General features: G+C 74.1%; 21 protein-coding genes. 11 read left to right on the top strand and 10 right to left on the bottom strand.

The features are described 5' to 3' along the window. Nucleotides 1-86 precede the first annotated feature (86 nt). Nucleotides 87-866 (bottom strand): enoyl-CoA hydratase-related protein, encoded by a 780-nt coding sequence (locus tag LPA27_RS12475; protein WP_228942637.1) that lies wholly within the window; start codon nt 864-866, stop codon nt 87-89. 217 nt (nt 867-1083) lie between these two features. Here LPA27_RS12475 and LPA27_RS12470 point away from each other — a divergent pair, with 217 nt between their 5' ends. From LPA27_RS12470 to LPA27_RS12420, 11 genes are all read left to right on the top strand, one after another. Beyond that, nucleotides 1084-2688 (top strand): sulfatase, encoded by a 1605-nt coding sequence (locus LPA27_RS12470; protein ID WP_228942636.1) that lies wholly within the window; start codon nt 1084-1086, stop codon nt 2686-2688. 65 nt (nt 2689-2753) lie between these two features. After that, nucleotides 2754-4340, top strand: coding sequence for a molybdopterin-dependent oxidoreductase (locus LPA27_RS12465; RefSeq protein ID WP_228942635.1), 1587 nt, complete (start codon nt 2754-2756; stop codon nt 4338-4340). A 244-nt stretch (nt 4341-4584) separates the two neighbouring features. Further along, nucleotides 4585-5265, top strand: coding sequence for a fasciclin domain-containing protein (locus LPA27_RS12460; protein ID WP_228942634.1), 681 nt, complete (start codon nt 4585-4587; stop codon nt 5263-5265). 119 nt (nt 5266-5384) lie between these two features. Beyond that, the gene (gene sigK / locus LPA27_RS12455; protein WP_228942633.1) at nt 5385-5999 is read left to right on the top strand and encodes an ECF RNA polymerase sigma factor SigK; all 615 of its coding nucleotides are present in this window, start codon (nt 5385-5387) and stop codon (nt 5997-5999) included. Beyond that, nucleotides 5996-6733: an anti-sigma factor gene (locus LPA27_RS12450; RefSeq protein ID WP_056905199.1), complete on the top strand. Its 738-nt coding sequence runs from the start codon at nt 5996-5998 to the stop codon at nt 6731-6733. Before sigK ends, LPA27_RS12450 begins: the two co-directional genes overlap by 4 nt. Then, nucleotides 6730-8793: an FAD-dependent oxidoreductase gene (locus LPA27_RS12445; protein WP_228942632.1), complete on the top strand. Its 2064-nt coding sequence runs from the start codon at nt 6730-6732 to the stop codon at nt 8791-8793. Before LPA27_RS12450 ends, LPA27_RS12445 begins: the two co-directional genes overlap by 4 nt. Next, entirely contained in the window at nt 8790-10136 is a 1347-nt protein-coding gene (locus LPA27_RS12440) for an SAM-dependent methyltransferase (protein WP_228942631.1), read from the top strand. Before LPA27_RS12445 ends, LPA27_RS12440 begins: the two co-directional genes overlap by 4 nt. After that, nucleotides 10133-11443: an SAM-dependent methyltransferase gene (locus LPA27_RS12435; RefSeq protein WP_228942630.1), complete on the top strand. Its 1311-nt coding sequence runs from the start codon at nt 10133-10135 to the stop codon at nt 11441-11443. Before LPA27_RS12440 ends, LPA27_RS12435 begins: the two co-directional genes overlap by 4 nt. Nucleotides 11444-11516: 73 nt before the next feature. Then, the gene (locus LPA27_RS12430; RefSeq protein WP_056865002.1) at nt 11517-12329 is read left to right on the top strand and encodes a DUF1295 domain-containing protein; all 813 of its coding nucleotides are present in this window, start codon (nt 11517-11519) and stop codon (nt 12327-12329) included. A 241-nt stretch (nt 12330-12570) separates the two neighbouring features. Then, nucleotides 12571-12843 (top strand): hypothetical protein, encoded by a 273-nt coding sequence (locus LPA27_RS12425; protein ID WP_228942629.1) that lies wholly within the window; start codon nt 12571-12573, stop codon nt 12841-12843. Between the two features lie 94 nt (nt 12844-12937). After that, nucleotides 12938-14095 (top strand): AI-2E family transporter, encoded by a 1158-nt coding sequence (locus tag LPA27_RS12420; protein ID WP_228942628.1) that lies wholly within the window; start codon nt 12938-12940, stop codon nt 14093-14095. Nucleotides 14096-14349: 254 nt separating this feature from the next. Here LPA27_RS12420 and LPA27_RS12415 read toward each other — a convergent pair whose 3' ends face one another. From LPA27_RS12415 to LPA27_RS12375, 9 genes are all read right to left on the bottom strand, one after another. Continuing rightward, on the bottom strand, nt 14350-14811 hold the full coding sequence (locus LPA27_RS12415; RefSeq protein WP_228942627.1) for a PLD nuclease N-terminal domain-containing protein: 462 nt from the start codon (nt 14809-14811) through the stop codon (nt 14350-14352). 20 nt (nt 14812-14831) lie between these two features. Next, nucleotides 14832-15947: a YihY/virulence factor BrkB family protein gene (locus LPA27_RS12410; RefSeq protein WP_200919164.1), complete on the bottom strand. Its 1116-nt coding sequence runs from the start codon at nt 15945-15947 to the stop codon at nt 14832-14834. A gap of 30 nt (nt 15948-15977) precedes the next feature. Then, on the bottom strand, nt 15978-16901 hold the full coding sequence (locus LPA27_RS12405) for an AEC family transporter (protein WP_056905190.1): 924 nt from the start codon (nt 16899-16901) through the stop codon (nt 15978-15980). Between the two features lie 175 nt (nt 16902-17076). Then, nucleotides 17077-18261, bottom strand: coding sequence for an acyl-CoA dehydrogenase family protein (locus tag LPA27_RS12400; protein WP_228942626.1), 1185 nt, complete (start codon nt 18259-18261; stop codon nt 17077-17079). Beyond that, a complete protein-coding gene (locus tag LPA27_RS12395) occupies nt 18258-20204 on the bottom strand; it encodes an acetyl/propionyl/methylcrotonyl-CoA carboxylase subunit alpha (RefSeq protein WP_228942625.1) in 1947 nt (648 codons plus the stop codon). The genes LPA27_RS12400 and LPA27_RS12395 overlap by 4 nt, the downstream gene beginning before the upstream one ends. A 63-nt stretch (nt 20205-20267) precedes the next feature. Beyond that, nucleotides 20268-21830, bottom strand: coding sequence for an acyl-CoA carboxylase subunit beta (locus LPA27_RS12390; RefSeq protein ID WP_228942657.1), 1563 nt, complete (start codon nt 21828-21830; stop codon nt 20268-20270). A gap of 71 nt (nt 21831-21901) precedes the next feature. Next, nucleotides 21902-23089, bottom strand: coding sequence for an acyl-CoA dehydrogenase family protein (locus tag LPA27_RS12385; RefSeq protein ID WP_324251259.1), 1188 nt, complete (start codon nt 23087-23089; stop codon nt 21902-21904). Next, nucleotides 23086-24888, bottom strand: coding sequence for an acyclic terpene utilization AtuA family protein (locus LPA27_RS12380; protein WP_228942624.1), 1803 nt, complete (start codon nt 24886-24888; stop codon nt 23086-23088). Before LPA27_RS12380 ends, LPA27_RS12385 begins: the two co-directional genes overlap by 4 nt. Continuing rightward, complete coding sequence (locus LPA27_RS12375) at nt 24885-25754, bottom strand: TIGR03084 family metal-binding protein (protein ID WP_228942623.1); 870 nt, start codon at nt 25752-25754, stop codon at nt 24885-24887. The genes LPA27_RS12380 and LPA27_RS12375 overlap by 4 nt, the downstream gene beginning before the upstream one ends. Nucleotides 25755-25774 lie beyond the last annotated feature (20 nt).

The raw sequence follows: 25774 nt of genomic DNA, 5'->3' as shown, positions 1-25774 counted from the left end.
CCGTCGGCGGGCCCCGGCGGCACCGGCGGACCGTCGTTCGGCCAGGGACGTGCACCACACCCCGCCGCGGCGGGGCCCCGCGCCCGCTACTTCCGGCCGCGGGAGAGGAAGGCGGTCATCGCCGCCTTGGCCTCCTCGGAGCCGAAGAGGGAGGCCGAGAGGGCGGCGAGGTCGTCGCCGCGGGCCTCCACGTCGGCCAGCAGGGTGCGGTTGAGCAGGCGCTTGGTCTCGCGCAGGCCCTGGGCCGACCCGCTGGCGAAGGAGGCGCAGACCTCGGCCACGGCGGCGTCGAGCTCCTCGGCCGCCACCACGCGGGTCACCAGTCCCGACGCCTCGGCCGCCTCGGCGTCGAAGACCTCGCCGCCGAGCGCCGCCAGCGCCGCGGAGCGGGAGGTCATCCGGGGCAGCACGGTCAGGGAGATCGCGGCGGGGGCCAGACCGAGCTTGACCTCGGTGAGCGCGAAGGTCGCCTCCCGGGCGCAGACCGCGACGTCGGCGGCGGCCACGATGCCGGTGCCGCCGGCGCGCACCGGGCCCTGGGCGCGCACCACGACCGGGGTCGGGTGGGCCAGGATCCGGCGCTGCAGCTCGACGATGGTGCGTGCGCCCTCCTCCATCGATCCCGACGCCGCCTCCGACAGGTCGGCGCCGGAGCAGAAGACCCGCCCGGTGGCCGCCACGACCACGGCGCGCACGTCGGGGTCGGCCGCCGCGCGGTCGAGGCCGTCGAGGAAGCCGGCCACCAGGCGACGCGAGAGCGCGTTGCGGTTGGCCGGGGAGTCGAGGGTCACGGTGGCGACCGCGCCCTCGACGGCGTACCGGACGACGGGCTGGTCGGGCTGGTCCGACGTCTGCTCCTGTGACATGGACGACATCCTGCCTCAGGCGGGCACGGTCCGGCGGTCGGGGATCCGGGCCCCGCCCCGGCCTCGGCTATCGTCGCCCGGGCCGGGGCAGCGACCGGTCACCGCTCGACCCACGGTCGTGCCCGCAGCACCCCGAGCCCGACCCGAGCCCGACCTGAGCCCCACCCGCGCACCGCCGCGCACGCCCAGCGCCCCCGAGACCTCCTGGACAACTGACGTGACACCGTTCCGCGCGATGATCGCGCTGACCGTCGTGCTCTCGTCGCTCGCGGTGGGCCTCGAGGTCAGGGACCACCAGGGCGCCTCGTCGTCGGCGCTCTCGCCGACGTCGTCGCAGCCGGTCATCGCCGCGGCCGAGGAGCCCGCCGACCCGGTCGGGCGCGACCTGCGCACGGCGCCCGAGGACGACCGGCCCAACATCGTCCTGGTCATCACCGACGACCAGCGCTACGACGAGATGCAGTTCCTCCCGCGCACCGAGCGGCTGCTCGGCGAGGCCGGGCTCACCGCGACCGAGGCGATCACCCCGCACCCGCTGTGCTGCCCGGCCCGCGCGGAGATGCTCACCGGCCAGCTGGCCCAGAACAACGGCGTGCACACCAACTTCGCGCCCCAGGGCGGCTACGACCGTCTCGACACGCGCCACACCATCGCCACCTGGCTGCAGGACGCCGGCTACAACACCGCCTTCCTCGGCAAGCACCTCAACGGCTACTCCCAGACCGACGGGCGCGACCCGGGCTGGAACATCTTCAACGCCAGCAGCCACGGGTTCTCCGACTACGTCGACTTCCACCAGTACGACAACGGCCGGCGCGTGCGCGTGCCGGGCTACTACACCGACTATGTCTCGCAGCGCACCGTCGACTACGCCCACGAGCTGAGCCGCGCCGACGCGCCCTTCTTCCTGTGGGTCAGCCACTTCGCCCCCCACGCGGCCCGCAAGACCCCCGACTGCCTGGCCGGGGAGACCTGCACGCTGCGCCCCCCGCTCCTCAGCCCGGCGCAGAACCTCCAGCGCGCCGTGCGCGGACGCACGACGACCGACGACCAGGCCCGGGAGTTCGCCGAGGGCATCGCGGCCAAGCCGTCGTACAACGAGCGCGACGTCTCCGACAAGCAGCACCTGGTGCGCTCCAAGCCGCGGGTCCCGGCCGACCAGGTCACCGACTTCGCCCTGGGGCGCGCGGCCGCGCTCGACGGCGTGGACCGCTCGGTGGACCGCCTGGTCGCGCAGCTGGCCGAGGACGGCGAGCTCGACAACACCTACCTCGTCTTCGTCACCGACAACGGCTACCAGCTCGGCGAGCACCGCTTCTGGGGCAAGATCCTGCCCTACGAGGAGAACCTGCGGACCCCGCTGCTCGTGCGCGGCCCCGGGGTCGAGGCCGGCACCCGCACCGACCGTCCGATGACCCTCGTCGACCTCGCCCCCACCTTCCTCGACATCGCCGGCGCCCGCGCCGACCTGACCCTCGACGGCGTCTCGATGCTCGACCTGTGGCAGGGCGAGAAGGGCGAGGACCCCCACCGAGGCGGGCTGCTGATCCAGGCCGGGGCCTACAAGTCCGAGACCGGCAAGCGCGGCTGGCTCTACCGCGGCGTGCGCACCGAGCGCTACACCTACGCCCGCTTCTTCGACGGCTTCGTCGAGCTCTACGACCGCGAGCGCGACCCCTACGAGATCGACTCGGTCGCCGAGGACCCGGCGTACGCCGCGCTGCGCGCCGAGCTCGACCGCCGCACGAGGCTGCTCCAGGACTGCGCCGGCCCGCAGGAGTGCAACCGCGACTTCGGGCCGCTCCCCGCGCCCGCGGGGTGACCCGGCTCGCGTCCCCCACCGGCGCGCGACGACATCCGCGGGCCCGCCCGCTCCGAACACCTGCCATGAGCTCCTCCCTGCGCACGCGTGTCGGCCCGACCGCCCTCTGGGGCATGTTCGGGGTCCTGGCCACCCTCGTCGGCATGGCCGCCGGCCACCTCCTGGCCTCCCTGACCACGCCTGCCGCCTCGCCGGTACTGGCCGTCGGCTCCCGTGTCATCGACGCCACCCCGACGCCGATGAAGGAGTGGGCGATCCGGCAGTTCGGCAGTGCCGACAAGCCGATCCTCATCGGGTCGGTCATGGTCGTCGTGCTGCTGCTCTCCGCGGTCGCGGGGCTGCTGGCCCGCAGGCGCTTCGTCTACGGCGCCGTGATGCTGGTCGTGCTGGTGGCCGTGGCCGCCTTCGCCGCCCTCACCTCCACCGGCGCGAAGGTCAGCGACGTCGTGCCGAGCCTGGTCGCCGCCGTCGCCGGCGTCGCCGCCCTCGGCTGGCTGCACCGCGCCGCGACCCGCGGCTCCCGCTCCGCCGACGCCGAGCCGGTGCCCGGCGCGACCGTGCGCTCCGACGACCCGGCCCCCCGCGGCGCCTCGCGACGCGGCGTGCTGGTGGCGACCGGGGTGCTCGCCCTGGCCGCGGCCGTCATGGGCGGCGCCGGCCGCTTCATCACCGGTCTGCGCACCCGCCCCGAGGACATCGAGCTGCCCACGGCCGCCGACCCCGCGCCCGCGCTGCCGACCGACCTGTCGGAGAAGTACCCCGGCATCTCCTCGCTGCGCACCTCCAACGCCGACTTCTACCGCGTCGACACCCGCCTCGACACCCCGATCCTCTCGGCCGACGACTGGACGCTGACCATCGACGGCGACGTCGACCAGGAGGTCACCCTCACCTTCGACGACCTCCTCGGCATGGAGCTCATCGAGCGCGACATCACCATGACCTGCGTGTCCAACAGCGTCGGCGGCAAGTTCGTCGGCGCCGCCACCTGGCTCGGCGTGCGCCTCACCGACGTGCTGGAGCGGGCCGGCATCGAGGGCACCAAGGCAGACCAGATCCTCGCCACCGACTTCGACGGCATGACCATCTCCACGCCGCTCGAGGTCGCCGTCGACGGGCGCGACACGATGCTGGTCGTCGGCATGAACGGCGAGCCCCTGCCCCGCGAGCACGGCTTCCCCGTGCGGATGATCACCCCGGGCCTCTACGGCTTCGTCGGCTCCTGCAAGTGGCTCACCCGCCTCACCCTCACCACCTACGACGACGCGCAGGCCTACTGGACCGAGCGCGACTGGGACACCGACGCCCCGATCAAGATCTCCACGCGCATCGACACCCCCAACGCCCTCGACCAGCTCGACAAGGGCGAGAACATCGTCGGCGGCGTCGCCTGGGCCCAGCAGAAGGGCGGTGTGGCCAAGGTGCAGGTGCAGGTCGACGGCGGCGGCTGGCAGGACGCCGAGCTCGGCCCCGAGGTCAACAACGACTACTGGCGCCAGTGGTTCTACCGCTGGGACGCCCAGGACGAGGGCCAGCACACCATCTCCGCGCGCTGCGTCGACGGCGACGGCAACGTGCAGACCGCGGCCCAGGCCCAGCCCTTCCCCGGCGGCTCCAGCGGCATCCACTCGCTGCTCGTCAGCGTCGCCTGAGCCCCGCCCGATCCGTCGCTGCGACCTCCCACCCGCACGCCCCCGCACCGCCACGCCGGCGGCGCGGGGGCGTGCGTCGTACGACAGGCGCGCGCGGCGCGGAGCCATGGGGGCGGCGCACCCTAGCCCCGATCCCACCCTTCTGGGCTAGACGTCCCGAAACTTCCCCCTCCACCACCAATCCACCCCCGGCACAGGACCGAACTACCCGCGTCCAGTCACAAGACGGAAGGCATGAACTCCCATGAAGAACACCACGTTCCGCCGCACCAGCGCCGCCGCTGTTGCCACCCTGGCCCTCTCGCTCTCGCTGGTCGCCTGCGGCGACGAGGCCGACGAGGCCGCTGACACCGCCTCCGACGCCACCTCGGCCGCCGGCGACGCCGCTTCGGACGCCACCGAGGAGGCCTCGGAGTCCCCCTCGGAGGACGCCGCCGGTGAGGGCGCCGAGGCCCAGACCTTCGGCGAGGCCTGCTCGGCCGTCCCGACCTCGGGCCCCGGCTCGTTCGACGGCATGGTCCAGGACCCGGTCGCCACCGCCGCGAGCAACAACCCGCTGCTCTCCACCCTGGTCGAGGCCGTCACCGCCGCCGACCTCGTGGGCACCCTGAACGACCTCCCGGCCGCGACCGTGTTCGCGCCCACCAACGACGCGTTCGCCGCGATCCCGAAGAAGGACCTCAAGGCCGTCCTGGCCGACAAGGAGCTCCTCTCCTCGATCCTGACCTACCACGTCATCGGTGAGCAGCTCGACCCCGAGGCCGTCGTGGGCGAGCAGGAGTCCGTGCAGGGTGGCACCGTCGAGGTCGAGGGCGACACCGAGGGCATGACCGTCAACGGCGCCAACGTGCTGTGCGGCAACATCCCCACCGCCAACGCCACGGTCTACGTCATCGACCAGGTCCTGATGCCCCCGGCCAACTGATCCTCGCGATCAGCACGGCACGGCAGCACCAGCACCACCGCTCCCCCGGGAGCACCGCGTGACCTGCTCGACCAGCACCGGGCTGGCGACGGAAACCTCAGCACGAGAGAATGACTGACGTGGACGAAGCCAGGCCAGCAGTCGCGGGGGTCCCCTCTTCGGAGGGGGCCCCGGCGGCCCACGCCGCCCCCGACCTCTCCGACCTCCTCAAGCAGTCGGCGCGAGGTGACCAGGCGGCGTTCGCGCGTCTCTACGACGCCACCTCCTCCCGGGTCTTCGGCCTGGCCGTCCGGGTCGTCCGCGACCCGGCGCAGGCCGAGGAGGTGACGCAGGAGGCCTTCCTGGAGATCTGGAAGACCGCCACCCGCTTCGACCCCGACCGGGGCAGCCCGCTCTCGTGGCTGCTCACGATCACCCACCGCAAGGCCGTCGACCGGGTCCGCTCGGCCGAGGCCTCCAGCCGGCGGGACGAGAAGTACCACCACCAGAACCAGCCGGTCGACCACGACTCGACCGCCGAGGCCGCACACGCCTCGCTCGAGGCTCGGCGCGTGCGCGGAGCACTCGCCAGCCTCACAGCCGTCCAGCGCGAAGCCGTGGAGCTGGCGTACTTCGGGGGCTACACACACACGGAAGTGGCGAAGCTGCTCGACCTCCCGGTCGGCACCGCCAAGACCCGCATCCGGGACGGACTGATCCGGTTGCGCGACACGATGGGAGTCGGGGGTTCATGAGCGACAGCCACGCGCTCTCGGGCGCCTACGCCCTCGACGCCCTCGACGACCTCGAGCGCGCCGAGTTCGAGCGCCACCTTGCCACCTGCCCGGCCTGCCGCGACGAGGTCGACGGCCTCGCCGAGGCGGCCTCGATGATGACCGAGATGAGCCTCACCGCGCCTCCTCCGGAGCTGCGCGACCGGGTGCTCTCCGGCATCGCCACCGTGCGGCCGATGCCGCCCGTGGTGGGCGAGGTCCGGGCCGAGGTGACGTCCCTGGCCGACCGGCGCGACCGCCGTCGATTTCGCGGGCTTCTGGCCGCCGCGGCCGCGGCGGTAGTCGTCGCCGGCACCGGCGGCGTCGTGTGGACCGCCGCCCAGGACGACACCTCCACCTACACCGCCGCCGAGGCCGTGCAGAACGCCGACGACGCGCAGCGCTTCCGCGTGCAGCTCGCCGAGGGTGTCGACCCGGACGCCGAGGCCACCGTCATCCGCTCCGAGGACCTCAACCGCGCCATCGTCACCACCGTCGACATGCCGCCGGCCCCCGAGGGCTACGTCTACGAGCTGTGGCTGCTGCGTGACGGTCAGTACGTCGCGGCGGGCCCGATGGCCACCGACTCCGACGAGACCGTCTTCAGCGGCCAGGCCGCCGACGCCACCGGCGCGGCCATCTCGATCGAGGAGGCCGGCACCCAGCCGGTCGAGCCCAGCGACGCCGTCGTCGGCACCGTCGAGTTCCAGGCATGACCCCCCGGCCCACCCGGCCGGAGCGGATCGCGGTCGTGGGGTCCGGCGTGGCCGGCCTGACGGCGGCGTACGTCGCCTCGCGCACGGCCCACGTCACGCTCTACGAGGCCGACGAGCGCCTCGGCGGCCACGCCGACACCCACGACGTGCTCGACCCCGCCACGGGTCGCACCCTGGGGATCGACACCGGCTTCATCGTGCACAACCGGCGCACCTACCCGGTGCTGCTACGGCTGCTCGCCGAGCTCGGCGTCGCCACGCAGGAGTCGGAGATGTCGATGTCGATCCGCGACGACGACACCGGCCTGGAGTGGGCCGGTGCGCTCGGGCGCCGCGGCGTCTTCCCGCGCCGTGACAACCTCACGCGACCGGCCTACCTGCGGATGCTCACCGAGATCCCCCGCTTCCACCGCCGCGCCAAGGCGCTGCTGGCGGCCCCCGACACCGGCGTCGACCAGCCGCTGCGCGACTTCCTGGCCGAGGGCGGCTTCTCGGCGTACTTCACCCGCCACTTCATGGAGCCGCTCGTGGCGGCCGTGTGGTCGTGCGACCCGGAGGTCGCCCTCGACTACCCCGCGCGCTACCTCTTCACCTTCCTGCAGCACCACGGCATGCTCTCGATCTTCGGCTCGCCGACGTGGCGCACCGTGAGCGGTGGCAGCCGGGAGTACGTGCGGCGGGTCGGCGAGCGCATCCAGGAGGTGCGGCTCGGCGCCAAGGTGACCTCGGTGCTCGAGACCCCCTCCGGCGTGGAGGTCACCGACGGCAACGGCGAGGTCGCCACCTACGACGCCGTCGTCGTGGCCACCCACCCGGGCCAGGCCCTCGCGCTGCTGGCCGAGCCGACGCCCGCGCAGCGCGAGCTGCTGGGCGCCATGCCGTACTCCCCCAACACCGCGCTGCTGCACACCGACCTGTCGCTGATGCCCACCACGCACAACGCCTGGGCGTCGTGGAACTTCCAGCGCCCCGCCGCCGACGCGCCCCGCCCCGACGGCAGCCCCGGCGTGGTCGTGACCTACGACCTCACCCGGCTCCAGCGCCTCGACACCGACACCCACTACCTCGTGACCCTCGGCGGCGAGCACCTCGTCGACCCCGCCAGCGTCATCGAGCGCATGGAGTACGAGCACCCGCTCTACAACCCCACCTCGGTCGCGGCCCAGCAGCGCCTGCGCGAGCTCGACTCCGCGCGGCTCACCTTCGCCGGGGCCTACCACGGCTGGGGCTTCCACGAGGACGGCGCGCGCTCGGGTCTGGCCGCCGTCGAGCGGCTCGGGCTGGAGTGGCCCGCCGAGCCCGACGCGCAGCCGCGCGTCGAGACGCCGGTCGTCTACGACACCACGATCCGCCACACCCGCCGCCGGCCCTTCGCCCGGTCCTTCACCCACGCCTCCCACACCTGGCTGGTCGACCTCGACGAGCTGCCCGACCACGGTCGGCGCGCGGTGGCGCTGGGCAGCTTCGAGGCCCGCGACCACCTCGGCTCCCCCGGGCGCAGCATCCGGGAGAACCTCGAGGCGTTCCTCGCCGGCGAGGGCGTCACGCTGCCCTCGGCCGCCGAGGGCGGGCGGGTACTGATGGCGGCGCAGCCGCGCGCCTTCGGCTACTGCTTCAACCCGATCAGCGTCTTCTGGTGCCTCGACCGGTCCGGGCGGCGGGTCGCCACGGTGGTCGAGGTGCACAACACCTACGGCGACCGCCACGCCTACCTCGTCGACCCCGACGAGCAGGGCCGCGCCCGCACCGACAAGGCGATGTACGTCTCGCCCTTCCACGGCACCGACGGCCACTACGAGCTGGCCGTGCCGGTGCCCGACGAGCGGCTGCGCATCGCCGTCACCCTGCACAGCGACGACGGCGCCGTCTTCAGCGCCGCCCTCGACGGCCGGCGCTCGGGCACGGCCCCGTGGCGCGCCGCCCCGGCGGCTCTGAGAGGCTCCGTGCTGATCCGGGCCCACGGGGTCTGGCTGTGGCTGCGCCGCCTGCCGATACGACCCCGGCCGGCGCACGTCCAGCAGCACGTCCAGTCCCCCGCCCACGAAGGAGACCAGCGGTGACCGTCACCCGCCCCACGCCCGACGGCAGCGGCCCGCAGCCGCCGGCCCGCACCGCCCACCCGGCCACCCAGCGCTGGGGCGACCTCGACGTCGTCCCCACCGGGCCCCGCGTGCAGGTCTCCGCCCGGATCGCGCGGCGCCTCTTCACCGCGGCGGTCAACCGGCTCGCCGTCACGGTCGTCATCACGGAGGCCGACGGCCGCCGCACCACCCTCGGCAAGGGCGGCCCGGTGGCCACCGTGTCGCGGGCCGAGGAGTTCTTCGCCCGCCTCGGGCGCGACCAGCTGATCGGCTTCGGCGAGGCCTACCTCGTCGGCGCGTGGGACGCCGAGGACCTCGGCGGCTTCCTCACCGTGCTGGCCGAGCAGATGAGCGACCTCGTGCCGCGCCCGCTGCAGAAGCTGCGCGCCGTCGTCGCCAAGCGCCCGCCGCGCGCGCAGGTCAGCTCGAAGAAGAACTCCCGCGACAACATCGCGCACCACTACGACCTCTCCAACGACCTCTTCGAGCTCTTCCTCGACGAGTCGATGAGCTACTCCTCCGCCCTCTTCGACACCGACCGGCTCGACCGCGGCGACCACCACTCGGCCACCCCGCCCGGCGCGCCCACGGCCGAGGAGCTCCACCCCGCCCAGGTGCGCAAGATCGAGCGTCTCCTCGACGCCACCGGCGTCGGCGAGGGCAGCCGCGTGCTCGAGATCGGCTCGGGCTGGGGAGAGCTCGCGATGCGCGCCGCCCAGCGCGGCGCCGACGTCCTCACCATCACCCTCTCCACCGAGCAGCAGGCGCTGGCCCGGGAGCGGATCGCCGCCGCCGGCATGTCGGAGCGCGCCCGGGTCGAGCTGTGCGACTACCGCGCGGTGACCGGCGAGTTCGACGCCGTCGTGTCGGTGGAGATGATCGAGGCGGTCGGCCACCAGTACTGGACCACCTACTTCCAGACCATCGACAAGGTCCTGGCCCCCGGCGGCAAGGTCGGCATCCAGGCCATCACGATGCCCCACGACCGGATGCTCGCCACCCGCAACACGTGGACCTGGATCCACAAGTACATCTTCCCCGGCGGCTTCCTGCCCTCGGTGGAGGTCATCGACGAGGTGACCCGAGAGCAGACCTCGCTGCGCCTCACCGACCGGCTCTCCTTCGGCAGCCACTACGCCGAGACGCTGCGACTGTGGGACGAGGCCTTCCTCGGCGACTCCGAGGCCGTGCTGGCCCTCGGCTTCGACGACACCTTCCTGCGCATGTGGCACTTCTACCTCGAGTACTCCCGCGCGGGCTTCGCCTCGGGCTACCTCGACGTCAACCAGGTCGTCCTGACCCGACCCGAGGAGCAGGCGTGAGCGCCTCCACCACCGACCGTCCCTCCACCGCCCCCACCGCCGCGGGCGGCGTCGCCGCGCAGCTCGCCGAGGCGCTGCGCCCCTTCGTGGGCGGGGACCTGCCCGTGCGGCTGCGCGCGTGGGACGGCTCCGAGGCCGGCCCCGCCGACGCTCCGCTGGTGGAGATCCGCACCCCCGACGCCGTGCGCCGCCTGCTGTGGCGTCCCGGCGAGCTCGGCGCCGCCCAGGCCTACGTGACCGGTGAGATCGAGGTCCACGGCGACCTCGACGCCGCGCTCACCCATGCCTTCGCGGTGGCGAAGGAGCGCAACCTCTCCGGCGGCGGGCGCCCCTCGGCCGCGGCGATGAAGCAGGCGCTGCGCACCGCCAAGGACCTCGGCGTGCTCGGCCTGCCCCCGGCCCACCCCGCCTCGCAGGCCCGCATCCGCGGCCGGCTGCACTCCAAGCTGCGCGACATCCGCTCGATCAGCCACCACTACGACCTCTCGAACGAGTTCTACTCGCTGATCCTCGAGCCCAGCATGGCCTACTCCTCGGGCTACCACTCCTCCCCCGAGCAGCCGCTCGAGGAGGCCCAGGCGGCCAAGCTGTCGCTGGTGTGCCGCAAGCTCGGCCTCGAGCCCGGCATGCGCCTGCTCGACGTCGGCTGCGGCTGGGGCTCGCTGTCGCTGCACGCCGCCGAGCACTTCGGCGCGACGGTCGTCGGCGTGACCATCGCTGCGGAGCAGAAGAAGTTCATCGACGCCCGCATCGCCGAGCGCGGCCTCCAGGACCGCGTCGAGATCCGGCTCCAGGACTACCGCGACGCCGTGCCCCCGGCCGGCCAGGAGTACGACGCGGTGTCCTCCATCGAGATGGGCGAGCACGTCGGGCAGTCCAACTACCCGACCTACGCCGGCGTCCTCCACGACGCCGTCAAGCCCGGTGGCCGCGTGCTCATCCAGCAGATGTCGCGCACCGGCCGCTGGCCCGGCGGTGGGCCCTTCATCGAGTCCTTCATCGCCCCCGACATGTACATGCGCCCCGTCGGCGAGACCGTCGCCTTCCTCGAGCGCGGCGGGCTCGAGGTGCGCGACGTGCACGCGATGCGCGAGCACTACGTGCACACCGTCGCCGGCTGGCTCGAGCGCTTCGAGGCCAACATCGACCGGCTCACCGAGCTCGTCGGCGAGGAGGTCGTGCGCGTGTGGCGGCTCTACCTCGTCGGCGGCGCCATGGCCTTCCGCGACGGACGCATGGGCGTCGACCAGATCCTCATGGTGCGCCCCGGCGCCGCCCACACCCTGCCCTGGGTGCGCGACTTCTGAGACCGGGCCACCCGGCCCACACCCGGGCCGCTGGGGTGGGGCGGGGTCGGCGTACGACGGGTTGACTGGGGTCATGACTCTCGTGCTCGTCCTCGCCGCCTGCCTGCTGGCGGTCGCGGTCGTGATGACCCTGACCGCCCTGCGGGCCCGCCAGCTCGGCGTCGTGGCCGTCGTCGACGTCGCCTGGGGCCTCGGCTTCGTGGTCGTCGCGGTGATCGCGGCCCTGCTCGGCTCGCTCTCCGACGAGGCCGACGCCCGTCGCTGGCTGGTGCTCGCCATGGTCGCCCTGTGGGGCGGGCGCCTGGCGTGGCACGTGCGCAGCCGCGCCCTGGGCGACCACCAGGGCAAGGAGGACCCGCGCTACGCCGAGATGCTCGGCGGCAGCCTCCAGGACGTCGGCATGCGGGCCGCCGTGCGCCGCGTCTTCCTCGTGCAGGGCGGGGCGCAGTGGTTCGTGTCGCTGCCCGTGCAGGTCGGCGCCGTGCTGGCCGTCGAGTGGTGGCCTGTGGTGTGGATCGGGCTGCTGGTGTGGGCCGTGGGCCTGACCTTCGAGGCCGTCGGCGACCGTCAGCTCAAGGCCTACAAGGCCCAGCCCAAGGAGTCGCGCCCGCAGGTGATGGACCAGGGGCTGTGGGCCTGGACCCGCCACCCGAACTACTTCGGCGACGCGATGGTCTGGTGGGGCCTGTGGCTCACCGCCGGTCTCGCCTCCGGCTGGCTGCCCGGCCTGCTCACCGTGGCCTGCCCGGCCGTGATGACCTTCTTCCTGCGCAACGTCACCGGCGCCAAGCTGCTGGAGAAGAAGATGATGGAGCGCGACGGATTCCCCGAGTACGCCGAGCGCGTCTCGATGTTCTTCCCCACGCCCCCCAAGAAGCGCCGCTGACACCACCCAGCCCCCCGGTGGTCGAGGAGCGAGCGCCAGCGAGCGTCTCGACACCACCCAGCCCCCCGGTGGTTGAGGAGCGAGCGCCAGCGAGCGTCTCGAAACCACCCAGCCCCTCGGTGGTCGAGGAGCGAGCCCTGCCGGGCGTCGCGACACCACCCAGCGTCACACGCCCCCGCCCCCGGTGCGGCGGCACCAGCGCTGTCGGTGGCGCCGCGTAGGTTGGTGACGTGAACAGCCGATGAGCAAGATGGATGCCCTGCGAGCCATGCGCGAGGCGCGCTACGAGGAGGCCGCCGCCCGCGCGGCCAAGCCGGGAGCAGCGCCGGCGCGGCCCGCCGTACGCCGCTCGGCGCCCGCGGCCGCCGCCGCCGCCAAGCGGCCCGCGAAGGCCGCTGCCGCGACGCCGGTGGAGCCGGGCGCGGAGCCCGGCCTGTGCGGCCACCGCAACATGGGCGGCCGCACCTGCACCCGCGAGCTCGGCCACGCCGCGAAGAGCCACCGCTACTCCTGAGCCGTCGGCGGCCCGGGTCGGCCGTCGGGCCGTGACGTCAGCCCCACCCCACGCGAGGAGGCCCGGCACGTGCACCGTCGGGTAGAGAGGGGTCATGCCGATCTTCCGCCGCCGTGAGGCGCCGACCCCCTCCCCCGAGCCCCGGCGCTCACCGACGCGCACGGGCGGCGGCTACCACCCTGCGCCACCGGCGACGCCGATCGCGACGACGCTGGCCGAGGCGGGGCGCTGGAGCCTGCGGATCCTGCTGGTGACGGCGGTGGTCGTGGGAGCGCTGTGGGTCGTCGGCCGGATGTGGGTGGTCGTGCTGCCGGCGCTCCTGGGCCTGCTGCTGAGCACCGCCCTGTGGCCGCTGGCCCGGCGCCTGCGCCGGGTGGTGCCGGCCGCCGCCGCGGCAGGCGCGGCGGTGGTGACCGGGCTGCTCGTGCTCGGCGGCCTGGTGGCCGCGGTGACCTACCTCGTGCTCGACGAGGTCGACTCGCTGAGCGAGCAGTTCTCCCAGGGGGTCGAGGACATCGAGGCGTGGCTCGCGGGCCCGCCGCTCGACCTCGGCGACGACGAGGTGGGCGACCTGGTCGGCCAGGCGGTCGACCAGGTGCAGGACAGCGCCCAGGACATCGCCGCCTGGACGCTGACCGGGGTCTCGACCGCCAGCTCCTGGGCGCTCACCGCGCTGCTGGCGCTCGTGCTGTGCTTCTTCTTCCTCAAGGACGGCCCGCGGTTCCTGCCGTGGCTCGAGCACTGGCTGTCCCCGGGCCCGGCGGCCCACGCCGCCGAGGTCTCGCGCCGCTCCTGGACGGTGCTGGGCGGCTTCGTGCGCGCGCAGGCCGCCGTGGGCCTGGTCGACGCGATCGGGATCGGGATCGGGCTGCTCGTGCTGGGCGTGCCGCTCGCGCTGCCGCTGGCGGTCATCACCTTCCTGGCCGCCTTCGTGCCGGTCGTGGGCGCCGTGGTCGCCGGCGCGCTCGCCGCGGTCGTCGCGCTCGCCACCCAGGGGCTGACCACCGCGCTGATCGTGGTCGGGCTCGTGCTGGTGGTGCAGCAGCTCGAGGGCAACGTGCTCCAGCCGCTGCTCATGGGCAAGACGTTGTCACTCCACCCCGCGATGACCATCGTCGTGGTCACCCTCGGCAGCACGCTGGCCGGCATCACCGGAGCCTTCCTCGCCGTGCCCGTGCTCGCCGTGCTCACCACCACCGCCCGCTACGCCCGCGAGCTCGGCGTCGCCGCCCGCGAGCGGGCCACCACCTAGCCGCGGCGCACCCGGACGTCATACGACACGTGGATGCGCATCCACCACTCGCATGACCTCCCCCGCCGGCCTGCTCACCGACCCCGCGCACCGCACCCGGACGTCATACGACACGTGGATGCGCATCCACCACTCGCATGACGTCCCCCGCCGGCCTGCTCACCGACCCCGCGCGCCGTACCCGGACGTCATGCGACATGTGGATGCGCATCCACCACTCGCATGACGTCCCCCGCCTGTACGCCGCAGCTGGCTCAGCCGCCCGCGGGAGCGCCGGGCTCGTCGGCGGAGCCCGACCGGCCCTGCTCACGGGCCTCGCGGGCCGCGCGCAGCCGCTGCCGCTCGGCCTCCTCGCGGGCCGCCTCCTCGCGGCGGGCCCGCTCGTGGCGGCGCCGCTGCTCCTCGGCGCGAGCGTGCACCTGACGCAGGAACTCGTCGTCGCGCCCGGCGTCGCCCGCGGCCATGCGGCCGGGCCGCTCGTACTCGGGGAAGCCGGGCGCCGCCCCCTGCGACCGGGTCAGCGGCCGCGCCCCCCGGTCGCGACCGAGCGCCAGCCAGGCGATCGAGCCGACGAACGGGAACAGCAGCACCAGCACGATCCAGGCCGCCTTGGGCAGGTGCTTGACCCGTTGCGGCGGGGTGCCGATGGCGTCGACCAGGCAGTAGACCCACAGGGCGAAGCCGAGGACGCCGGCGACGAGCTCGAGCTTGATCACGCGGGTGATCCTGGCCGCTCTCAGCGCACCCTGTCCACGGATTCACCGGACTGCGCCGTGCCGCCCTGCTCCGTGCCGCCCTGCTCGGCCACCGGCCCCACCGGGGGCGCGGGCGGGCGCGACTCGAGGCGCCCGGGCGTCGGCAGGGTGATCTCGCCGGTGGCGGGGTCGGTGAAGGAGACCTCGACGTTCTCGAAGCCCTTGTGCCGCTGCGCGCGGGCGTAGCCGGCGTAGGCGCGACGGTCGGCGTCGGTGAGCTCGACGTTGTCGGTGAAGGGGGTGAGCAGCGCGCGCGGCCACAGCCGCCGGGCGAGCACGACGTTGATCTCCATGGCCAGCACGCCCATGACCGCGGCGATGTAGATGATGCCGATGAGCCCGAGGACGAGGCCGAAGGTCGCGTTCATCTGGCTGGTCTCGCCGAGCACGCGGGTGGCGTAGACCGTGCCGATGACCTGGAGCAGCTGCCACATCACGGCGAGCGCCAGGGCGCCGGGCACGGCGGCGCGCAGACCGTGCTGACGCGCGGAGGCGAGCCGGAAGACGAAGGTCAGCACGGCGCCGACGCCGAGCACGGTGGCCAGCCGGATCAGCCAGGTGATCGTGCCGTCGAGGCGCGGGCCGAAGACCTCGGTCTGGCTGCCGAGGGCCGAGACCACCGACACCGCGAGCACCGAGAGCCCGGCGGTGATGAGCAGCAGCAGGCTCTTGAGCCGCAGGAGCAGCGGGTTGGGGCGGGAGTTGCGCGGCACCGACCAGGCGATGTTCATGGCGTTCTGCAGCGCCTGGCCCAGGCCGAGCGAGCCGTAGAGCGCCGCGACGCCACCGACGACGACCGCGGTGGTCGAGCCCTGGAGCCCCTCGGGCCGGCCCAGCTGCTCCCCGATGATCGGGAACTGGCTCAGCGCCGAGTCGAGCACCTGGGTCTGCAGCTCGGGGTTGCCCTGGAGCAGGAAGCCGAGGATCGAGGAGGCCAGCAGCAGCAGCGGGAAGATCGCGATGAAGGCGTAGTAGGTGATGATCGCGGCCAGGTAGTTGCCCTGGTCGTCGAAGTGCTTGTAGACGATCGCCAGCGGGATCCCCACCGGCGGGAAGCGTCGCTGGAACCGGTCGGCTCCGTCCACGGCTCGTCCCACGGCGCTCACGCTATGCGATCGGGGCGCCGGCTAGGCGATCAGCGCGGTGATCAGGACGACCGCGGGCACGGAGGCCAGCGTGCTCACGAAGATGGCGTCGCGCGCCAGCAGCTCCGCGCGCCCGTAGCGGCTGGCGATGACGAAGACGTTCTGCGCCGTGGGCAGCGCGGAGAGCACGGTGACCGCGAGCAGCGCGTCGGCCTCCAGGCCCAGCGCCCAGCGGCCCACGGCGTAGGCCGCGAGCGGCTGCGCGACGAGCTTGAGCCCCACGGCCAGGCCCAGCTCGGAGGCCGGCACGCCCCGCCCCGGCAGCGGGCCGAGCCGCAGCGCCACGCCGTAGGCGATGAGCATCGCCGGCACCGCCATGCCCCCGACCAGGTCGAGGGGGTCGTGCACCGCGGCCGGCAGCCGTACGCCGCTCAGCGCCAGCGCGACCCCGGCGGCCGAGGCGATCGTGAGCGGGTTGGTGGCCGGGCGCGAGAGCACCTTGCGCAGGCTCAGCCGCGTCGGCGCGACCGCCACGTCGAGCAGGGTGAGGGCCAGCGGCTGGAGCACCAGCAGCTGCATGAGCAGGATCGGGGCGACCAGGGCGACGTCGCCCAGCACGTAGGCCGCGATCGGCACCCCGAGGTTGCCGGCGTTGACGTAGCCCGCCGCCATCGCCCCGACCGTCGCGCCGCCCAGGTCGAGCGGGCCGCGCAGTCGGCTGAGGCCGAGGTGCAGCAGCACCACGACGAGCACCGCCGCGGCGCTGGCGACCAGGGTGGTGGAGAAGACCTCGGCGGGGTCGCTGTCCTCGAGCACGGTGAGCAGCAGCGCCGGGCTGGCGACGTAGAAGGCCAGCGTCGACAGCGTGCGCTGGCCCGCCAGGTCGATGACCCGCAGGTGGGCCAGCAGGATCCCCAGCGCGATGAGCACGCCGATCGTCGCGAACCCCGAGAACACCCCTGCCACGCCGCGACCCTAGGCCCGTGACCGCCGCCACCCGCGCGGCGGGGCGGACGGGGCGGGCCGACGCGCGCCGGCTGTCACGCCGAGTCGCCCCCTCTGCCGCCCCCTCTGCCGCCCCGTCGTGACGGGGCGACAGGTCGGGTGACCCGGCGTGACAGCTGCGGCGGGGGCAGCCCGCTCAGTAGGACTTCGGCAGCCCCAGGGAGTGCATCGAGACGAAGTTGAGGATCATCTCGCGGCTCACGGGGGCGATCCGGCCGACGCGGGTGGCGACGAGGAGGCCGGCCATGCCGTACTCCTGGCTGGCGCCGTTGCCGCCGTGGGTCTGCACGGCGCGGTCGACGACGTCGCAGGCGGCCTCGGCGGCGGCGTACTTGGCCATGTTGGCGGCCTCGCCCGCGGCCATCTCGTCGCCGGCGTCGAAGAGCGCGGCGGCCTTCTGGTTCATCAGCCGGGCCAGCTCGATCTCGATGTGGCTCTGCGCGAGCGGGTGCGCGATGGCCTGGTGGGCCCCGATCGGCACGTCGAAGACCACGCGCTCCTTGGCGTAGGCGGTGGCCTTCTCCAGGGCGAAGCGGGCCAGGCCGAGGGAGAAGGCGGCGGCCATGATCCGCTCGGGGTTGAGCCCGGCGAAGAGCTGCGCGAGGCCGCCGTTCTCGTCGCCCACCAGCGCGTCGGCGGGCAGCTTGACGTCGTCGATGAACACCTGGAACTGGTTCTCCGGGGAGACGATCTCCATCGGGATCGCCCGGGCCTCGAAGCCCTCGGCGTCGGTCGGCACGACGAAGAGGCACGGCTTGAGCCGGCCGGTGCGGGCGTCCTCGGTGCGGGCCACGACCAGCACGTTCTGCGCCTCGTCGATGCCCGAGATCCAGATCTTGCGGCCGTTGAGCACCCAGCCGTCGCCGTCGCGGCGCGCGGTGGTGGTGATGTTGTGGGTGTTGGTGCCGGCGTCGGGCTCGGTGATGGCGAAGGCCATGGTGCCGGTGCCGTCGCACAGCCCGGGCAGCCAGCGCTGCTTCTGCTCCTCGGTGCCGTAGCGGCTGATGATCGTGCCGCAGATCGCGGGGCTGACCACCATGAGCAGCAGCGGGCAGCCCTGGGCGGCGAGCTCCTCGCAGACCGCGGCGATGTCGCCGATGCCGCCGCCCCCGCCGCCGTACTGCTCGGGGATGTTGATGCCGAGGTAGCCGTTCTTGCCGATCTCGAGCCACAGGTCGGTGGTCTTTCCGCCGGAGCGGGCCTTCTCGGTGAAGTACTCCCGCCCGTACTTCGCGGCGAGCCGGGCGACCTGGGTGCGCAGCTCGCGGCGCTCCTCGGTCTCGGTGAAAGCGGTGGTGGTGGGCTGGACCTGCGTGGTCATGCGACCTCTCCTTCGACGACGGCGAGAACCTCTCCGGCGGCGACCTGCGCGCCGGGCTGGACGGTGATCCGGGCGAGCGTGCCGTCGGCGGGCGCACTCACGGTGTGCTGCATCTTCATGGCCTCGAGCACCAGCACGGGCTGGCCCGCGACGACGGCCTGACCCTCCTCGACGGCGACGCTGACGACGGTGCCGGGCATGGGGGCCAGCAGGGAGCCGGCCGCGACCTGCTCGGCGGGGTCGACGAACCGCGGCACCCGCACCAGCCGGGCGTGACCTCCCGGCCCGTCGACGTCGACGACCTCGCGACCGCTCGGGCCCGACACCGCCACGGCGTACGACGAGCGCAGCCCGTCGCGCTCCAGGACCACCTCGGTCGGCCCGGCCGCGACGACGGTGCAGCCCTCCACGGTGTAGCCGTCGCGCCCGCCCCACCACTCCACGACGACCGGCTCGCCGGCGTGGTCGAGCTCGGTGCGCTGCGGCTGGCTCACGACGCTGCGCCAGGCCACCGGGATGCGGCCCTGCACCCGCCGGGCGGCGCGGGCCTGCTCGGCCAGCGCCAGCGCGGCGGCGACGGGCGCCCCCGGGTCGGCGGCGGGGGCGAGCGCCGGGTGGTCGGTGAGGAAGGCCGTGCTGAGGTCTCCCGCCACGAAGTCGGGTGAGCGCAGCACCTGCACGAGCAGGTCGCGGTTGGTCACCACGCCGTGCACCCGGGTGCGGGCCAGGGTGTCGGCCAGCCGGCGCACGGCCTGCTCGCGGGTCGGCGCCCAGGCGATCACCTTGGCCAGCATCGCGTCGTAGTGGGTGGACACCTCGCTGCCGCCGGCGAAGCCGGCGTCGAGGCGCACGCCGGGGCGGTTGAGCAGGTCGAAGCGGGCGTCGACGCCGGGCACCTCGAGCACGCTCAGCGGTCCGCTCTGCGGCTGGTAGTCGGCGGCGGGGTCCTCGGCGTAGAGGCGCACCTCGACGGCGTGGCCGTAGGTCTCGCCGATGGCGCGGGGGTCGGGCACGCCGCCCTCGGCCACGGTGAGCTGGAGGTCGACCAGGTCGACGCCGTGGACCAGCTCGGTGACCGGGTGCTCGACCTGGAGGCGGGTGTTCATCTCCAGGAAGAAGAAGCGCTCCGTGGCGGGGTCGTAGAGGAACTCCACGGTGCCGGCGCCGCGGTAGTCGATCGCGGCGGCGGCCGCACGGGCGGCCTCGTGCAGGGCACCGCGCACGGCGTCGGGCAGGCCCGGCGCCGGCGACTCCTCGACCACCTTCTGGTGGCGCCGCTGCACCGAGCAGTCGCGCTCGCCGAGCACGAGGACGCCGTCGCGGTGGCCCACGACCTGCACCTCGACGTGGCGCCCGCGCTCGACGTAGGGCTCCATGAAGACCGTGCCGTCGCCGAAGGCCGACTGCGCCTCGGCCCGGGCCCGCTCGACCTCGCCGGGCAGGTCGGCCAGGTCGCGCACGACCCGCATGCCGCGCCCGCCGCCGCCCGCGGAGGCCTTGACCAGCAGCGGCAGGTCGGCGTCGGCGGCGTCGTCGACGGAGTGGTTGCGCAGCACCGGCACCCCGGCGGCCTCCATCAGCCGCTTCGACTCGATCTTGGAGCCCATCTGCTCGATGGAGGAGGGGTCGGGCCCGACCCAGGTGAGGCCGGCGTCGAGGACGGCGCGGGCGAAGTCGGCGCTCTCGGAGAGGAAGCCGTAGCCGGGGTGCACGGCGTCGGCGCCGCTGGCGCGCGCCGCCTCCAGCAGCAGGTCGACGCGCAGGTAGGTCTCCGCGGGCGTGGAGCCCGGCAGCCGTACGGCGACGTCGGCCTCCCCGACGTAGGGCAGCGCCGCGTCGGCGTCGGAGTGCACCGCGACCGTCGAGACGCCCAGGCGGCGGCAGGTGGCGAAGACGCGGCTGGCGATCTCGGCGCGGTTGGCGACGAGGAGACGGGTGATCACGGGAGGCCTCTCGGGGACGGTGCTGCGGGCACGGCGGTCGGCACGGGGCGGGTCACGGGCGCCTCACATCCGGAAGACGCCGAAGCGGTCGGTGCCGCGGAAGGCGCTGCTGTCGATGACCGAGAGGCAGATGCCCAGGACCGTGCGGGTGTCGCGCGGGTCGATGACGCCGTCGTCGTAGAGCATCCCGGAGAGGAAGTAGGGCAGCGACTGCTCCTCGATCTGGGCCTCCACCACCTGCTTGACGCCGGCGAAGCCGTCGGCGTCGAAGGTCTGCCCGCGCGACTCCGCCGACTGGCGGGCCACGATCTCCATGACGCCGGCGAGCTGGGCGGGGCCCATCACCGCCGACTTGGCCGAGGGCCAGGTGAAGAGGAAGCGAGGGTCGTAGGCGCGACCGTTCATGCCGTAGTTGCCGGCACCGTAGGAGGCGCCCATGATCACCGTCAGGTGCGGCACGGTGGAGTTGGAGATGGCGTTGATCATCATCGCGCCGTGCTTGATGATGCCGCCCTGCTCGTACTCCTTGCCGACCATGTAGCCGGTGGTGTTGTGCAGGAAGAGCAGCGGGGTGTCGGTCTGGTTGGCCAGCTGCACGAATTGCGTGGCCTTTTGCGCCTCCTCGCTGAAGAGCACGCCCTGGGCGTTGGCGAGGATGCCGACCGGGTGGCCGTGGATGCTGGCCCAGCCGGTGACCAGCGACGTGCCGTAGAGCGGCTTGAACTCGTCGAAGGCCACGCCGTTGGTCGCGCCGACGCCGTCGACGACGCGCGCGATCACCTCGCGGGGGTCGAAGGGCTCCTTGAGGTCGCTGGGGATCAGGTCGAGCAGACCGTCGGGGTCGTGGTCGGGCTCGGCGTACGCCGGGTCCGCGGCGGCCCCGGAGCCGCCGGCCTTGCGCCAGTTCAGCCGGGCCACGATGCGCCGGCCGATGCGGATCGCGTCGCGCTCGTCCTCGGCGAGGTAGTCGGCCAGGCCGGAGGTGCGCGCGTGCATCTCCGCGCCGCCCAGCGACTCGTCGTCGGACTCCTCGCCGGTGGCCATCTTCACCAGCGGCGGACCGCCCAGGAAGACCTTGGCCTGCTCGCGCACCATCACGGTGTAGTCGCTCATGCCGGGCACGTAGGCGCCACCCGCGGTGGAGTTGCCGAAGACCAGCGCCACCGTGGGCAGCTTCATCGCCGAGCTGCGGGTGATGTCGCGGAAGGTCCTGCCGCCCGGGATGAAGATCTCCTTCTGGGTCGGCAGGTCGGCGCCGCCGGACTCCACGAGGGCGATCGTGGGCAGGCCGTTCTCCTCGGCGATCTGGTGGGCCCGGAAGGCCTTCTTGACCGTCCAGGGGTTGCTGGCGCCGCCCTTCACGGTGGGGTCGTTGGCGGTGATCATGCACTCGACGCCCTCGACCACCCCGATGCCGGTGACCATGCTGGCGCCGACGGCGAAGTCGGAGCCCCAGCCCGCCAGCGGGCTGAGCTCGAGGAAGGCCGAGCCCTCGTCGACCAGCAGCTCGATGCGCTCGCGGGGCAGCAGCTTGCCGCGGGCGTGGTGGCGTGCGACGTACTTCTCCCCGCCGCCGGCGACCGCCTTGGCGTGCTCGGCGGCCAGGGCCTCGAGCTTGGCCAGCATGGCCTCGCGGTGGGTGGGCCGGGCGTCGGACGGCGTCGTGCTCACACCGTTGCTCGCCTCGGGGGCCGCGCTCATCGGGCGTAGCCCAGCAGCTTGGCGGCCAGGTCGGTGAGCACCTCGGTGGCACCACCGCCGATGGGCAGGATGCGGGCGTCGCGGTAGTGGCGCTCGACCTCGCTGCCGTGCATGTAGCCCGCGCCGCCGTGGAGCTGGACGGCCTCGTGGCACACCGCGGTGGCGGCGTCGCAGGCGGTCTGCTTGGCCAGGCAGGCCTCGGCGATGACACTCTCGCCGGCGACGTGGCGGCGCACGACCTCGTGGGTGTAGGCGCGGGCCACCTCGACCTGGCGGTGCATCTCGACGAGCTTGTGGCGCACGACCTGGTTGGCCACCAGCGGCTTGCCGAAGGTCTCGCGCTCGCGGCACCACGCGGCGGTGAGGGCCAGCGAGCGGGCGGCGATGCCGTAGGCGTGCACGGCCAGGGCGATCCGCTCGACCACGAACTGCTCGGCGATGAGGTAGAAGCCGGCGTTCTCCTCCCCCACCAGGTGCGACACCGGCACGCGCACGTCGACGTAGGACAGCTCGGCGGTGTCGGAGCAGTGCCAGCCCATCTTGGCCAGCGAGCGGTCGACGGTGAGGCCCGGCGTGCCCTTCTCCACCACGAGCAGGCTGAGGCCGGCGTGGCCCTCGCCGCCGGTGCGCACCGCGGTGGTGACGAAGTCGCCGCGCACCGCGGAGGTGATGAAGGTCTTGGCGCCGTTGACGACGTAGTGGTCGCCGTCGCGGCGTGCGGTGGTGCGGATGCCGGCGACGTCGGAGCCGCCGCCGGGCTCGGTGACGCCGAGGGAGCCGATGAGCTCGCCGGCCAGGGTGGGCCGCACGAAGCGGTCGACCAGGTCGGGCGAGCCGTGGGCGGCGATGTGGGGCAGCGCGATGCCGCCGGTGAACAGCGCCGACATCAGCCCGCTGGAGGCGCCGGCGGCGAACATCGCCTCCTGCAGCGCCACCGAGTGCTCCAGGTCGCCGCCCTGGCCGCCGACCTCCTCGGCGAAGGAGACGCCGAGCAGGCCCTGCCGGGCCGCGGCGCGGTGCAGCGCGCGCGGCACCTCGCCGGCGTCCTCCCAGGCCTGCAGGTGGGGCGCCACCTCGCGGCGCACGAACTCCGCCGCGGTCTCGCGCAGCGCCTGCAGCTCCTCGGCGCGCGTCGCGCCCCGGTCGGTCGCGGGGTCGGCGGCGGGGTCGGTCAGCGTGGTCACAGCAGTCCCTCCTGGACGTGGACGGAGCGGGAGCGGACCCACTCCCCGAGGCCCTTGGCCTGCGGGTCGAAGCGGGTGGAGGCGGCGACGCCGCGGCCGAGCAGGCCGTGGATGACGACGTTGACGGCGCCGAGGTGGGGCAGCAGGTGGATCTCGACGGCGTCGGGCGCCAGGTCGGCGGCCTCCGGCACCAGCTCGCGGACCTTGCGCGGGCTCATCACCTTGGCCAGCCAGGTCACCCGGGCGTCGTAGCGCGGGGAGCCGTCGCGGGCGACCCACAGCCCGATGTTGGCGTCGCCGCCCTTGTCGCCCGAGCGGGCGTGCACGAAGCTGCCCAGCGGCATCCGACGGTTGAGGGTGTCGGCCGGGGCGGGGTAGGGCGAGGGGCGACGGCCCGCGTCGTGGTCGGCCTCGGAGAAGTCGACCGGGTCGGGCACGACCTCGCGGCGGCCGTCGGCGTGCACGACCGTGTGGGCGACCGCGGCGCGCTCGACGTACGCCGGTCGGTAGACGCCGTAGGGGGTGGGCTGCGGCGGGGGGCCGGTCAGGGTGAAGCCGGCGTACGACGCGAGCGCCAGCTCGACCGCGGGGCCGGTGAACGCCTTGGCGCACGGGCCTGCCGCGGGGTCCATGACGGTGCAGCGCAGCAGCACCGAGGCGGCCTCCTCGGTGGGGGCGTTGGGCTGCGGCTGGGCGAGCTGCGACCAGGTCACGCTCTGCGCGCTCAGCCGCGGCTCGAGCTGCGCGCGCACCCAGGCGGCCTTGGCCTCGGTGTCGAGGCCGGTGAGCACCAGCTCGATGCTGTTGCGCCAGCCGCCGAGCTCGTTGACGCAGACCTTGAGCCGCTCGGGCGGGGCCTGGCCGGTGACCCCGGAGACCGCGACCCGGTCGGGGCCGACCTGCTCGAGACGCACGGAGTCGAGGTGGGTGGTGACGTCGGGTCCGAGGTAGCGGGTGGACTGGATCTCGTAGACCAGCTGGGCGGTGACGGTGTCGCAGGTGACCGCGCCGCCGGTGCCGTCGGGCTTGGTGATCACCGAGCCGCCGTCGGCGGCGAGCTCGGCGACGGGGAAGCCGAGCGGCACCGCGGGGTCCATGCCCGCCTCGAGCAGGGCGCGGAAGCCGCTGAAGTTGCCGCCGGTGGCCTGCGTGCCGCACTCGAGCACGTGACCGGCGACCACGGCACCGGCGAGCGCGTCGTGGTCGGTCGGGGCCCAGCCGAAGTGGGCGACCGCGGGGCCGAGCACGAGGGAGGCGTCGGTGACACGGCCGGTGACCACGACGTCGGCGCCCTCGCGCAGGGCGGCGGCGATGCCGAAGCCGCCGAGGTAGGCGTTGGCGGTGAGCGCGTCGTGCCAGCCGTGCTCGCGGGCCTCCGCCCGCAGGTCGTCGCCCTCGACGTGGGCGACCGCGGGGTCCAGGCCCAGGCCGCGGGCGACCTCGCGGACCTTCTCGGCCAGGCCGGCGGGGTTGAGGCCGCCGGCGTTGGCGACGATCCGCACCCCGCGCTCCAGGGCGAGGCCCAGGCTCTCCTCGAGCTGGCGCACGAAGGTGCGCGCGTAGCCCAGCGCCGGGTCCTTCATCGTGTCCTTGCCGAGGATGAGCATGGTCAGCTCGGCGAGGTAGTCACCGGTGAGCACGTCGAGGTGGCGGCCCCGGGTGGTGCCCTCGACCATCTCGCGCATCGCGCTGAGGCGGTCGCCGTAGAAGCCGGAGCAGTTGCCGACCAGCAGGGTGCCGGGCGTGCCGGGGGCCGCAGTGGTGGCGGGGGTGGCGCCGGGGGCCGGGTCGGAGGTCATCGCTTCTCGCGTCCCTCGCCCGCGGGGCCGGCGAAGGCCTGGGCGATGTCGAGCCAGTGGTCGGCCTCGGCGCCCTCGGCGACCAGGGCGGTGTCGCCGCGGTGCACCCGCTGGGTGACGAGCAGGCAGAAGTCGAGGGCCGGCCCGGTGACCCGCTGCGCGGCGTCGTCGGGGCCCCAGGCCCAGGTCTCGCCCGAGGGCGAGGTCAGCTCGACGCGCACCGCCTCGGTGGGAGCGGGCTCGCCGTGCACGGAGTGGGCGAAGCCGCGGGTGCGCACGCCGAGGTGGGCGACGTGGCGGATCCGGTCGCTGGGCGGCGGGGTGGTGCCGAGCGCCTCGTGGACGTCCTGGGCGTGGGCCCAGGTCTCCATGAAGCGCGCCGTGCCCATCGAGGTCGGCGACATCGGCGGGCCGAACCACGGCATCCGCTGCCCTGCCGGCACCGCGCGCAGCGCCTCGGCCAGCCCCGCGCGGGCGGCGTCCCACCGCGCGAGCAGCTCGGCCGGCGGGAGGGCGGCCAGGGCGAGGGCGGCCTCGTCGACGAAGCGGTCGGGGTCGCCGAGCGCGCCGGTGACGACCTCGTCCCACGCCGCCTTCCCCTCGGGGGTGCCGGCCCGGGCCGAGAGGGCGGCGACCTCGTCGGTCCACAGCAGGTGGCCGACCTGGGTGGCCACGCTCCAGCCGGGCGCCGGGGTGGGCGTGGCCCAGCCGGCGGCGTCGAGGTCGGCCACCGTCGCGCGCAGCAGGTCGCCCTCGGCGCGCAGGTCCGCGAGGAGCGCGTCGAGGAGGCCGCCGGCGGGCTGGGCGGGCGGCGGAGCCACCGCACCGGCCGACGAGGCGGGCGGGCTGTCCGGGGTGCTGGTCATCGGGGCTCCTGCGGGTCGGC

It is taken from the genome of Nocardioides sp. Leaf374, from assembly GCF_916862475.1.
GTDB lineage: Bacteria > Actinomycetota > Actinomycetes > Propionibacteriales > Nocardioidaceae > Nocardioides > Nocardioides kribbensis.
The sequence above is the reverse complement of the archived record's forward strand: the minus strand, read 5'-3'. Positions and strand labels throughout refer to the sequence as shown.